General features: G+C 65.0%; 13 protein-coding genes and 1 pseudogene. 3 read left to right on the plus strand and 11 right to left on the minus strand.

Features of this window, described 5'->3' with window-relative positions; all coding sequences use genetic code 11:
* Positions 1-21 precede the first annotated feature (21 nt).
* Together ACQY46_RS22755 and ACQY46_RS22760 are read left to right on the plus strand one after the other, a co-directional pair.
* Positions 22-1,628 (plus strand): annotated as a pseudogene (locus ACQY46_RS22755) (GMC family oxidoreductase).
* A gap of 36 nt (positions 1,629-1,664) precedes the next feature.
* On the plus strand, positions 1,665-2,513 hold the full coding sequence (locus ACQY46_RS22760; RefSeq protein WP_428698238.1) for a fumarylacetoacetate hydrolase family protein: 849 nt from the start codon (positions 1,665-1,667) through the stop codon (positions 2,511-2,513).
* Positions 2,514-2,608: 95 nt separating this feature from the next.
* Here the strand turns inward: ACQY46_RS22760 and ACQY46_RS22765 are convergent, their stop codons facing one another.
* The 11 genes from ACQY46_RS22765 to ACQY46_RS22815 all read right to left on the minus strand — a co-directional run bounded on the left by ACQY46_RS22765 (position 2,609) and on the right by ACQY46_RS22815 (position 11,392).
* The gene (locus ACQY46_RS22765) at positions 2,609-3,367 is read right to left on the minus strand and encodes a sulfite exporter TauE/SafE family protein (RefSeq protein WP_428698239.1); all 759 of its coding nucleotides are present in this window, start codon (positions 3,365-3,367) and stop codon (positions 2,609-2,611) included.
* The gene (locus ACQY46_RS22770) at positions 3,361-4,422 is read right to left on the minus strand and encodes an alpha/beta fold hydrolase (protein ID WP_428698240.1); all 1,062 of its coding nucleotides are present in this window, start codon (positions 4,420-4,422) and stop codon (positions 3,361-3,363) included. The genes ACQY46_RS22765 and ACQY46_RS22770 overlap by 7 nt, the downstream gene beginning before the upstream one ends.
* Positions 4,403-5,029 (minus strand): malonic semialdehyde reductase, encoded by a 627-nt coding sequence (locus tag ACQY46_RS22775; RefSeq protein WP_428698241.1) that lies wholly within the window; start codon positions 5,027-5,029, stop codon positions 4,403-4,405. Before ACQY46_RS22775 ends, ACQY46_RS22770 begins: the two co-directional genes overlap by 20 nt.
* Complete coding sequence (gene dapA / locus ACQY46_RS22780; protein WP_428698242.1) at positions 5,026-5,934, minus strand: 4-hydroxy-tetrahydrodipicolinate synthase; 909 nt, start codon at positions 5,932-5,934, stop codon at positions 5,026-5,028. Before dapA ends, ACQY46_RS22775 begins: the two co-directional genes overlap by 4 nt.
* Positions 5,935-5,960: 26 nt before the next feature.
* Complete coding sequence (locus ACQY46_RS22785; protein WP_428698243.1) at positions 5,961-6,749, minus strand: ABC transporter ATP-binding protein; 789 nt, start codon at positions 6,747-6,749, stop codon at positions 5,961-5,963.
* A complete protein-coding gene (locus ACQY46_RS22790) occupies positions 6,746-7,141 on the minus strand; it encodes a VOC family protein (protein WP_428698244.1) in 396 nt (131 codons plus the stop codon). Before ACQY46_RS22790 ends, ACQY46_RS22785 begins: the two co-directional genes overlap by 4 nt.
* Before the next feature lie 57 nt (positions 7,142-7,198).
* A complete protein-coding gene (locus tag ACQY46_RS22795) occupies positions 7,199-7,951 on the minus strand; it encodes an ABC transporter permease (RefSeq protein WP_428698245.1) in 753 nt (250 codons plus the stop codon).
* A 28-nt stretch (positions 7,952-7,979) separates the two neighbouring features.
* On the minus strand, positions 7,980-8,507 hold the full coding sequence (locus tag ACQY46_RS22800) for a VOC family protein (RefSeq protein ID WP_428698246.1): 528 nt from the start codon (positions 8,505-8,507) through the stop codon (positions 7,980-7,982).
* A gap of 60 nt (positions 8,508-8,567) precedes the next feature.
* A complete protein-coding gene (locus ACQY46_RS22805; RefSeq protein WP_428698247.1) occupies positions 8,568-9,563 on the minus strand; it encodes an ABC transporter substrate-binding protein in 996 nt (331 codons plus the stop codon).
* Positions 9,564-9,601: 38 nt separating this feature from the next.
* Positions 9,602-10,525: a fumarylacetoacetate hydrolase family protein gene (locus tag ACQY46_RS22810; protein WP_428698248.1), complete on the minus strand. Its 924-nt coding sequence runs from the start codon at positions 10,523-10,525 to the stop codon at positions 9,602-9,604.
* Positions 10,526-10,615: 90 nt separating this feature from the next.
* The gene (locus ACQY46_RS22815; protein ID WP_428698249.1) at positions 10,616-11,392 is read right to left on the minus strand and encodes a glutathione S-transferase family protein; all 777 of its coding nucleotides are present in this window, start codon (positions 11,390-11,392) and stop codon (positions 10,616-10,618) included.
* Positions 11,393-11,533: 141 nt separating this feature from the next.
* Here ACQY46_RS22815 and ACQY46_RS22820 point away from each other — a divergent pair, with 141 nt between their 5' ends.
* Entirely contained in the window at positions 11,534-12,211 is a 678-nt protein-coding gene (locus tag ACQY46_RS22820; protein WP_428698250.1) for a GntR family transcriptional regulator, read from the plus strand.
* Positions 12,212-12,218 lie beyond the last annotated feature (7 nt).

Consider the following 12,218-nt stretch of genomic DNA (forward strand, 5'->3'; position numbering starts at 1 on the left):
GCAAGACACTCTGGATACCCAATGACGTCCACCATCGACGGCGACTACGACTACATCATCATCGGCGCGGGAACCGCCGGCTGCGTCCTCGCCAACCGCCTGACCGCCGATCCGCGCAACCGCGTCCTCCTGCTGGAAGCGGGCGGCAGGGACACCCACCCCTGGATCCATATTCCCGTCGGCTATCTCTACTGCATGGGCAATCCGCGCAGCGACTGGATGCTCGCCACCACGCCGGAAGACGGGCTCAACGGACGCTCGCTCGCCTATCCGCGCGGGAAGGTGCTGGGCGGCTGCAGCTCGATCAACGGCATGATCTCCATGCGCGGCCAGGCCGCCGACTATGACGGCTGGGCCGCGCTCGGCAACACCGGCTGGGGATGGGAGGATGTGCTGCCGCACTTCCTGCGCTCCGAGGACCGCCCCGACGCGGACGGTCGACTGCACGCGCCGGCGGCGAGTGGAAGGTGGCGCGCCAGCGGCTGAAATGGGAGTTGCTCGAGGACGTGCAGGCGGCCGCGCTGGAGATGGGCATTCCGCACAGCACGGATTTCAACTCCGGCGACAACGAGGGGGCGGGCTATTTCGAGGTCAACCAGAAGAACGGACGGCGCTGGAGCGCGGCGCGGGCCTTTCTCAAGCCCGCCCTGAAGCGCCCCAACCTGCGCGTTCTGACGGGTGCCGAGGTAAGGCGCATCGCCGTCGAGAACGGCCGCGCCGCCGGCGTGATCTTCACCCGCGCAAACAGGGTGAGCGAGGCCCGCACCCGCGGCGAAGTCCTGCTCGCGGCCGGCGCAATCCATTCTCCGGTGTTGCTGGAAATGTCCGGCATCGGCCAGGGCAAGCGGCTGAAAGAGACCGGGATCGAGGTGCTGCACGAGCGGGACGAGATTGGCGAGAACCTGCAGGACCACCTGCAGCTGCGCATGGTGTTCCGTGTCGAAAACGCGCTGACGCTCAACCAGATCGCCAACTCGCTCACCGGCAAGATCTCGATGGCGGCCGAATATCTGTGGAGCCGGTCGGGGCCGCTTTCCATGGCGCCGAGCCAGCTCGGCATCTTCACCCGCAGCGGCCCCGAGCAGGCAACGCCCGATCTCGAATACCACATCCAGCCGCTGTCGACCGACCGGCTGGGCGAACCGCTCCACCCCTACCCCGCCGTCACCGTTTCGGTGTGCAACCTCAGGCCCGAGAGCCGGGGAACGGTGCATCTTGCGCGCAACGCAAAGGACGCCGCGCCGGAAATCTCGCCGCGCTACCTGACGACACCCGGCGACCGCCAGATTGCCCTGCGCTCCCTGCGCCATGCCCGCAAGCTGATGACCATGCCCGCCTTGCGGAAATACGCGCCGCAAGAGGCCCTGCCGGGCGCGGAGATCGTCTCCGACGCGGACCTCGTCCGCGCTGCCGGCGACATCGGCACCACGATCTTTCATCCCGTTGGCACCTGCCGGATGGGTGTCGACGAGCAGGCCGTGGTCGACCCCCGGCTTCGCCTGCGCGGGCTCAAGGGCCTCAGGGTGGTCGATGCCTCGATCATGCCGCGCATCGTCTCCGGCAATACGGCAACCCCGGTTGTAATGATCGCCGAGAAGGCGGCCGACATGATCCTGCGCTCCGCCTGAACAGCCTGCCCGTTTCACGAACCGAAAGGACGACGCATGAAGTTTCTCCGCTTTGGACCGACAGGCGCGGAAAGGCCCGGCTGCCTCGACGGCGCCGGCACGATCCGTGATCTCTCCGCCCTGATCGACGATTTCACGCCGGCGACGATCACCTGTGAGACGCTGGCACGGCTGGCCGACGCCGACCTGTCCGCCCTTCCGTCCGTTCCGGCCGACACCCGCATCGGTCCTTGCGTCGGCTCGGCCCGGAATTTCTACGCGGTCGGGCTGAACTATGCCCGGCACGCAAGGGAGACCAGCAACCCGGAACCTGCCGAGCCGGTGCTCTTCTCCAAGTCCACCTCAAGCATCTGCGGCCCCGACGATCCGATCATCCTGCCCAAGGGTTCGCTCAAGACCGACTGGGAGGTGGAGCTCGGCGTCGTCATCGGGCGCGAATGCGAATATGTCGAGGAGGCGGACGCGCTCGACCATGTCGCCGGTTACTGCACCGTCAACGATGTCAGCGAGCGCGCCTTTCAGATCGAGCGCGGCGGGCAATGGATCAAGGGCAAGTCGGCAAGGAATTTCGGCCCGCTCGGCCCCTGGCTGGTGACGCCCGACGAGGTCGGCGACCCGCAGGACCTTGCCCTGACGCTCTCGGTCAACGGGGAGCGGATGCAGGACAGTTCCACCTCGGACATGATCTTCGGCGTCGCCACGATCATCTCCTACATGTCGCATTTCATGCGCCTGATGCCCGGCGACATCGTCGCCACCGGCACGCCGGAAGGCGTCGGGCTCGGCTTCGCGCCGCCGCGCTTCCTGCGGTCCGGCGACGTGGTGGAACTTTCGGTGGAGAAGCTCGGTGCCCAGCGCCAGGTGGTGATCGCCCGCGGCGGCTGACGGGAGCGCCGGCACGGGCCAAGGGCAAAACACGCGTCCGCGCACCCTGGTTACAAGATGCGCGGACGCGCATTGCCTCCAGATGGGCCCTGCCGTCAGAAAAGCCGATAGAAGAACACGCCGCTCATCACGACCCCCGTCACGACGATCAATATCTGCAGGTGAGGTTTCGAGATCCTTCTGGACACGCCGGCACCGGCAAATCCTCCGGCGATCGCGAACACGGCCATCAGCGCCGCCGGCCGCCAGTCAATGAGACCTCCGAGCGCGAAGACGGCAAGCGAAGCGCAGGAGAGAAAGAACGACAGAAGGTTCTTGAGGCCGTTCATCAGCGGCAGGCTGGTCATGCCCAGAAGGGCAAAGAGGGCAAGAAGCACAATCCCCAGGCCGCCGTTGAAATAGCCGCCATAGACGGCAACCACGAAGACCCCGAGCGCCGGCGATATGCCGCCCCCGCGCATGAGCGGAACCATGCGCTCGCCAAGCGCGAAAATGACGGTGGCGAACAGGAGCAGGCCCGGCACGATCGCGTTGAACATGCTGGCGGGCGTGACCGTCAGCAGCAATCCGCCGAGAATGCCCCCCGTTATGCCCGCGGCACAAATGCGCAGCAGCATGCCGCCATCCAGCGTCTTCAACTCCCGCCGGAATCCGAGCGCCCCGCCGACATAGCCCGGCGTCACGGCAAACGCGCTGGTGGCATTCGCCATGACCGGGGGAACGCCCACATAGACGAGGGCGGGGAAGGTCAGGAAACTCCCCCCGCCGGCAATCGTGTTGAGGATGCCGGCCGCGAACGCCGCCGCGGCAAGCAGACCCCAGTCCGCAAGGGAAAGAAGCGATGCTGTCAGCATGAGATGAAATCGCGCACCCGGTTCACGATGAAGTCCCGGTCCGAAGGGCTGCTCACCGGATTGCCTGCGCGGTGCCCCCAGGGCGAGACCAGGCTGGCAACGCGGACGTCACCGAGATGCGCTGCCTCGGCCTTCACGTCGGTTTCCCGGAAATAGAGATCCGAGCGGGCGGGCATCAGCAGGACGCGGGCGCGCACCGCAGCGATTGCCTTGACGAGATCACCCCGGTGGCGATCGTTGGTCGAGATATCGGCCGCCTGCCAGGTGGCGATGTGAGCCAGCAGATTGTCGGCGTTCCTTTCGATGAAAGCCGCCTCCCAGTAGCCTTTGAGAAAGCTCTCCAGACTGTCGTAACCCGCCGTTCGCCAGCACTCGTCGCGATAGAAGGCCTGCGACAGCGCCCAGCCGGCGTAAAACCGCCCGAGCGCCGGCAAGGCGCGCGTCGGCGCGCGCACGAAGCGGCCGGCCTCCGCGTCATAGGCGCCATCCGCCGTCAGCACCGCCCTGGCGCCCTCGAGGAAGACATGATTGTGCGCCGAGGTCTTCGCCGTGGCGCAGATCGCGACGAGATTTGCGACATCGTCGGGAAACAGCGACGCCATGTGCCAGGCGATCTGCCCGCCCATGGACCAGCCTGCCGCCACCGCGATGCGGCGCACGCCGAAGAACCGCTCAAGGACGTATTTCTGCGCGAGCGCATTGTCATAGGCGCTCACCAGGGGAAAGGGCTGGCCGGCCGCGAAGGCGGCGCTGTTGCCGGGCGAGGTCGAGAGGCCGTTGCCGAACAGGTTGGCAATCACGACGAAATAGCGTGCCGGATCGAACAGTGAACCGGCCCCGACCATCCACTCGAAATCGCGATGGCCGGCGCCGAACGAGGTCGGGATGACCACCGCGTTGTCGCGCCGGGCATTGAGATGGCCGAATGTCTTCACGACCATCACGGCCTCGTCCAGCGCCTCGCCGGATTGCAGCCCGATGCGGCCGAGCGAAAGGTGCAACGCGCCGTCCTCGCCAACGGCAGCCGCGCCGGGATCAGAGGATTTCGCAGACATCATCGAAACCGAAGCGCGGGTGGCGGGGGAACAGGCATGCCGGATCGCCATGGCCGAGGCTGCAAAGGAAGTTGGTGCGGATCTCGGTTCCCTGCCAGAACGCCCGGTCGACGCCCTCGTGGTCGAAGCCCGACAGCGGCCCGCAGTCAAGGCCGACGGCGCGCGCCGCCAGCATGAAGAAGCCGGCTTGCAACGTGCCATTGCGGATCGCGGTCATGTGCGCCCGCTCGGCATTCTCCGGGCCGGCGAACCACTCGCGCACGGCGGGCCGGTGCGGAAACAGAACCTCGAACTGCTCATAAAAAGCCAGATCGTACCCGAGGATCGCTGTGACCGGCGCGGCCCGCACCTTGGCAAGGTTGCCCTCGTCGACGAAACCGAGCAGCGTCTCCTGCGCAGGACCCGGCCGGACGAACTTCACCCGCATCGGCGAGCAATTGGCCGAGGTCGGCGCCCATCGGGTCAGCGCCCAGATCCGGTGCAGCTCCGCATCAAGAACCGGTGTGTCCTTCCAGCCGTTCTGGCTGCGCGCATCCAGGAAGATGCGCGTCACCAGATCCTCGGCACAAGGGCTCAACGCTCCGAACAGGCCGGTTGCGCAGCTCATCGCGCCAATGCCTCTTCTTCCGGCATGATCGCATCGACGACGGATTTCAGCCTGGCATGCGCGTCCGCGCCAAGCGGGCCGACCGGCGCGCGCGTCGGGCCGGCACTGCGCCCGGCCATCATCATCGCCTCCTTGATGACGACGGGGAAGGAGCCGAGAACCCAGGCCGCGCGCAAAGGCGACAGCAGGTCGGAAATGCGCCGCGCTTCCGCCAGATCGCCCGAGACGGCCATGTCATGGAGCCTGACCAGGAGACGCGGAAAGACATTGCAGGCCGGAGAGACCGCACCGTGCCCGCCATTGAGAAGCATGGAGAACGTGAGCGTGTCGCGGCCTGAGAACAACAGCGCGCGGCGGTCCGTCGTCACCAGATACTCGACCGACTGCGTCATGTCGCCGGCAGAATCCTTGATGCCGACCACATTCGGCGCGGCATCCATCACCGAGACAAGGGTTTGCGGGGCGATGTTGACGCTGGTGCGCGGCGGATTGTTGTAGAGGAGCACGGGGAGCTTCGTTTCCCCCGCCAGGCCGATGAAATGCGCAGCGAGCTCCGGCTGGCTCGGCTGCACGAAATAGGGCGTGATCAGCATGGCCATGTCGATGCCGATCTTCTCGGCGGCAGCGAGCACCCGCCGTGTCTCGGTCAGGTTCGAGCGCGCGCAACCGGCCACCACGGGAACCCGCCCGCCGACCGCCTTCACGCAGCGCTCGAGCAGCGCGATGTGTTCCGCCTCGTCCAGCGAGAAAAACTCGCCCTGGCTGCCGGCGACCGAAATGCCATGAACCCCGCAGGACAGATACCCGTCGATCAGGGCATCGAGCCTGTCGAGGTCCAGCTCCTGGTTCGCGGTGAAGGGCGTCGCAAGGGCGGGCGACATGCCGTGAAAGCGTTGCAGGTCCATGAGTTCCGGTCTCCGAGGATTTCAGTCTAGTTCACGCCCATGAGCGCGCTGAGCTGGGTTACGTACTGGCCGAAGCGCGGGTCTTCCCGGGTTGTCTTGGGATCGCGCGGCCGCGGCAGGTCGATCCTGACATCGTTGATCATCCGCGCCGGCCGGTCCGACATGACGAGCACGCGGTCCGACAGGAAGATGGCTTCCGAGATGCTGTGTGTGATCAGGACGACCGTCTTTCTGATCTTTTGCCAGAGGCGCAGCAGCTCGACATTGAGCTGGTCGCGCGTCAGCGCGTCGAGGGCACCGAAAGGCTCGTCGAGCAACAGCACCTTCGGTTGCGCGATCAGCGTCTGGCCGAGTGCGGCCCGCTGCTTCATGCCGCCGGATATCTGATGCGGGTACTTGTCGCGAAACCCTTCGAGCTTGAGAACCGGCAGGATCTCGTCGACACGGCGCGAAATCTCCTCACGCGCGATGCCGCGGACCTCGCAGTTGAGCCTGATGTTCTTCTCGACAGTCAGCCAGGGCAGCATGTTGTGGGTCTGGAACACGACCCCCACCTGTTCGCTGTGTCCCGTCAGCGGCTGACCAAGGAGGTTCAGTTCGGCACCGTTATCGGGTGCGATCAGGCCGGCAATGATCCTCAGGATCGTGCTCTTGCCGCAACCGCTCGGCCCCAGGATCGAGACGAATTCCGCCTCCCCGATGGTGCAGTTGACGTCTTCGAGAACCTTCAGCGCCCCGAAGGTCTTCGACAACCCGCGGATGCTGATGGCCCCGGCGGATGCATTCGCATCCGCCGGGATGAGTGGGCTCGTCACTTCGATGCCCCGACCCAGCCATTGTGCGAAACATCGAAGATGATGCCGTTCGGATCCAGGAACTTCATCTCGTAGTAGAGCGAGTCCTTGGACAGCGGCAGCTCCTTGAAGAAGGTTCCGCCGTTCTTCTTGATCAGGTCGCTCTGCTCGTCGAGATCGTCCACCCAGAACCCGATGTGGTTGATCGCGATGTCATCCTTGTTGCGGCCGGCCCATTCGTCGGCCTTGTACTGAAGCAGCGCGAGCGTGACGGTGCCGTCGGACACATAGGTGCCGGAGGCAAGGGGCGAGTCGGTCTGGCCGACGATCTCCATGCCCAGCGCATCGACATAGAACTGTGCCGCCGTGGCATGGTCCTGAACTTGGATGGCAACGTGACGTAGCTTGGCCATTGAGATTCTCCTTTGGCTTCATGTGGATGTGGTAACTGCGTCTTTGGCGGGCGCGGTTCAGATGCCGCGCCACCAGACCCTGCGCCCCAGGAGTTCGACCATGAGGTAGAGCAGCGTCGAAAGGATTGAGATCACCACCAGCGCGGCAAACAGGAGATCCGAGCGCGCCGAGGCGTTGGCCGAGAGGATGACGTAGCCAAGCCCCCCTTCCGCACCGACGAATTCGCCGACGATGGCGCCGATCACGGCGAGCGGCATGGCGGTCTTGCAGGCATCGACGATCGAGGGCAGCGCCGCCGGCATCTGCAGCCGCCAGAACCGTGTCCAGCGCGAGGCGCCGATCGCATCGAAATGCTCCCGCAGATGCGAGGGAACGCTTTCCAGTCCGCCGAGCATGCCGATGACCATCGGGAAGAAGGCGAAGAGGAACGCCATCAGCACCTTCGAGGTCAGCCCGTAGCCGAACCAGATCACCATCAACGGCGCCAGTGCCACTTTCGGCAGGCCCTGGAAGAGGATGATCAGCGGGTAGACGGTGCGGCGCGCGAGCGGCACGGCATGAATGGCCAGGCCAAGCGCGAGGCCGCCGACAACCGCCCAGAGATATCCGACAACCACCTCGTTCAGGGTGACCAGGCTGTGGCGGTAGAGCTCGCCCGCATTGGTCCACAGGGCCGCCAGCACCGACGAGAGCGGGGGAAGCAGATAGGGCCGGATGCCGAACCAGTCGGGCGCCATCTCCCACAAGAGCGCGATGAGGCCGAAGAAAACGATCTCCGGGAGCCGCAGCTTCGAAAACAACGCGCTCATGCGACAAACTCCACCAAACCGTACCGCATCAGTCCTCACCCCAGCCCTTGGGCGGCTCGACCAGGAACTTCTCGAACTTCCACTGATCGAAAGCGGTCACGTCGTCTTTCCAGACGCTCGGATCGTACGGGGCCTCCTCGGTCACCTGGACCATGTCGGCATAGAACTCGACATTGTTGTTGTCGGGATCCTTGAAGACGAGGAACAGGTTCTCGCCCGGGCCGTGCTTGCCGATGCCGCGCTCGATCCTGACGCCCTTCGACTGGATATGGCGGGCGGCCGCCTCGATCTCCTCCAGCGAACCCAGCTCATAGGCGAAATGCTCGAGGCCCGGCCGGTTGACGCGGTAGAGATCCTCGCGGTTCCCGGCATCGGGCGGGATCTGCACAAGCGCGAGATCATGGTGGTCCGCGCCGCAGCGCAGGAAGACCAGCTTGTCCTCGATCCAGTCCGAAAGGGTCAGACCGACAACCTCGGTGTAGAATTCGAAGGACTTGCGGATGTCGCGCACATGCAGCACGAGGTGTCCCATCTTGCGGGGCTTCGGTTTTGCCATCTCGATCTCCCTGGCTTGAAAGGTGCCGGCCCGCCACGAACGGCGGGACCGGCCGCCATCTTAGTCAGCCAATGCGTTGGTGAAGAGCTGATCCGGCTGGACCGCATCCGGCTTCAGGTCGAACGCCTTGACCATCAGGGCGTGAGTCGCCTCGATACGGCCGGCATCGAACGTCGCCTCGATCTCCCCTGAAGGCGCCAACAGCGAGGCGAGTTCCCTGATCTGCTGAAGCGTGATCTCCGGATCGAGGCTCGGATAGGCGCCGACAAGGATGTCGCGCGCCGCTTCCGGCTCCTCCATGGCGAAGGCATAGCCGCGATAGGAGGCTTCCAGGAATGCGCGCAGGGCATCCGGCTTCCCGGCGATGCTCGCCTCGGTGGCGACGAAGCCGCTGCCATAGGCGTTGAGGCCGTGGTCCGAATACTCGATCCAGCCGACTTCCTTTCCGGAGCTGCGGGCGATCTTCTGCAGCACCGCGCGATTGGAGGCCCGCCAGCATTCGGCCAGGTCGATCCTGCCCTCGAGAAGCGAGGCGTCGACCACGGCCGGATCGAGCCGCAGAAGCGAAATCCCGTCGCGCGCGCGTCCGTTCATTTCCAGCCAGGCGGGAAGGATGTTGTGGACCGGGGATGCCGCGCCGCCGCCCATCTTCAGGCCGATGATATCGTCGATGCCCCGCCGCTCGGCGCCTTCCTTCTTCACGTAGCACACGCCCGCGGGCCAGACCCCGTTGACGACGCCGATCATGCGCAGGCTGCCGCCGTTCTGGCGATTGAGCGCGACGTTGATCGGATCGACGTATCCGACCGTGAACATGCCCTGGTCGACCTCGTTGGCCGTGCGCGAGCCACCATAACCGCGCGACAGGGTGACATCGAGCCCGGCCTCGTCGAACCAGCCCTTCGCCTTCGCGATGATCGGGCCGGCGACGCTGCCTTGCGGCAGCCATGCCATGTTGAAGCTGATCTCCTCGGCAGCTCCCGCCGGCCTGGCCATGAATGCCGCCATGGCAATGGCAGCCGCCGTGATGCGCAATGCACGCCTTCTGTTCTGCATGATCAATCCTCCCTAGATTGTCGGTTTACTCGATACGGTCACTCCACCGGATTGGTGATCTCCCCGATCTCGGCAATCGCCGCCGTCATCACGTCGCCGCGCTTGAGGAAAATGCCGCGCCCCATGCCCACGCCGGTCGGCGTACCGGTCGCGATCACGTCGCCGGGCTTCAGCGTCACGATCGTCGAGAGATAGGCGATCTGCTCGTTGACCTTCCAGATCATCTCCTCGGCGGTGCCCTCCTGCATCACCTCGCCATTGACCGTCAGGCTGAGCCGGACCTTCTGCGGATCGGGGATCTGCGAGGCCGGCACCAACCACGGGCCGAAGGGCGCGAAGCTGTCATGGCACTTGCCCTGGAACCAGTCGAACTTGAACGGATAGTCGCCGCGCACATTCATGTCGCGGGCGGTCACGTCGTTGACGACCGTGTAGGCGGCCACATGGCTGAGCGCATCGGCAACGGAAACATGACGCGCACGCTTGCCGATAACCGCGGCCAGCTCGACCTCCCAATCGAGCTGGTTGGTCTCGGCGGGCATCCTGACCGGCTCGCCCGACCCGATGACGCAATCCTCGAGCTTGAGGAACATGTAGGGCTTGCTCTCCGCCTTGGCGGCAAGCACCGTTCCCATCTCGTCGGCATGGTCGACGAAATTCGACGCGGCGCAGAAAATCCGGCCCGGGCGGAACGGCGCGGAAAGCCGGGCCTGACCCGCAACGGCGCGCACCTTGCCGCCGGCCGCCGCCGCGCGGATGCCTTCCGCGATCGCGGCCCAGTCGCTGCGATCCGCGCAGAGGTTCTCCAGGAACCGCGCCGCCTCGCCATTCGACCAGTTTCCGTGCGGAACGTGCAGCCCCGCCTCCCGCAGCGCCCCGGCATCGTAGACCGCGCCGTCGCAGATCACCGCCGGAGCTTCCCGACCGTCCGATGCGTATGTGCCGAAGGCGATGACTGGCATGGAAGTTCTCCTCGTTCGGTTTCGATTTCATCAATGTGTACATTCTTCAGTTTTTGTATGCAATATCTTTTTTTTGTATTCCGTTATCAACTAGACGAATGCCTTGGTCACAAGCGCCCGCACCAGCGCGGGATCGACCGGCGACGGCTTTCCGGGCGTCTCCGGCTCCCGGGCGAGCGTGAACGACGGCCTGCCCGCCACCTGGCGCGACCAGGACCGGGCGCCGGGATGCCTGTCCCAGAGACCGTCAAGGCAGAGCATCTCCAGGCGCTCGACCGCCGCGGCCATGGCGATATCGGCAAGCGAGAGCGCATCCCCGGCAAGCCAGCCGCTTCCGGCGACGGCCCGGTCGATGCGAAACATGGTGCGGTCAAGGCTCCGGATGGCCGCGATGACGGCTGCCGCGTCGAAAGGCGCCGAGACCGCGGCCCTGTAGGTCGCCGCGCGCTCCGGCTGCGGATGGCCGGAAACCTTCTCTTCCAGCGCCTTCGCCGACAAGCCCGCCAGCAGCGGCTTGATGTAGAGATTGAAGGTCGGCGGCCGGATCGCCGGATGCACGACCGTATCCTCGTGATGGCACCACCACCGCATCCGCGCGCGGGCGAAGGCATCGACCGGCTGCAGCCGGGAGGCGTTGAAGGCCTCGTCGAGATAGGCGTTGATGACCGAGGATTCGGCAAGTACCCCCTCGCCCGTCTCCAGCGCCGGCACCAGCCCGTCCGGGTTGACGGCAAGATATGTCGGCTTGAGATGGTCGAAATCGGTCAGGCTGAGAGCGATGCCGTCCCACGGAATTCCGATTTCGGCAAGGCACATGCGCACCTTGAACGATTGCAGGGAATCCCAAGCGTGGTGAAGAACGATCATCCGCAAACCTCATTTTGCGTACAAAGATAGTTTAATGTCGACATTTATCGCTGGAAGCGCAAGCGACATGTTGCTATTGTCCTGCAGGTCGTGATTGTGTGATCGAATTCGATCGATCGCTGTCGTAACGAGCGGAAACCCATGGCGAGCAGCACACTGAGCCGGAAGATTGCCAACGTCCTCTCGGAGGAGATCCTGAAGGGCGAGCTGATGCCGGGAGACCGGCTGGACGAGCAGTCGCTCGCCGACCGCTTCGAGGTCTCGCGCAGCCCCATTCGCGATGCCCTGCGCGAACTCGCCTCGACCCGGTTGATCGAGCAGCAGCCGCGTCGCGGTTTCGCGGTGGCGACGATCGACACGACGACGTTGCGCAATCTGTATGAGGCCCTGGGCGAGCTCGAGGGGCTCTGTGCCAGATACTGCGCGCTACGCGCGGACGCGGTGCAGCGCGAACATATCCGCATGCTCCATGCCCAGGGACAGGAAGCGATCAGGCTCCATGACATGAGCGCCTATGCGGAGGCCAATCACGCGCTGCACCGGGCGATCTATGACGCGTGCCACAACGATGCGCTGCGCGACATCACGCTCGATGTCCGCAACCGGCTTTCCATGTTCCACGCCCGCTTCCTGTTCTCCGAAGACCGTGTCTCTCAGTCGCGGGACGAGCATCAGGAAGTCGTCGACTGCATCCTCAAAAACGATGGCAATGGTGCCAGCGAGGCGATGAAGAAGCACGTGGCGAAGACGGCGCTGAACATCATCTCGCACATCATGCCCGACAACCGGAAGCCGCTGGCCGCCGGAAACGGAAGCTGACGGCAGC

The organism is Stappia sp. (assembly GCF_965276915.1).
GTDB lineage: Bacteria > Pseudomonadota > Alphaproteobacteria > Rhizobiales > Stappiaceae > Stappia.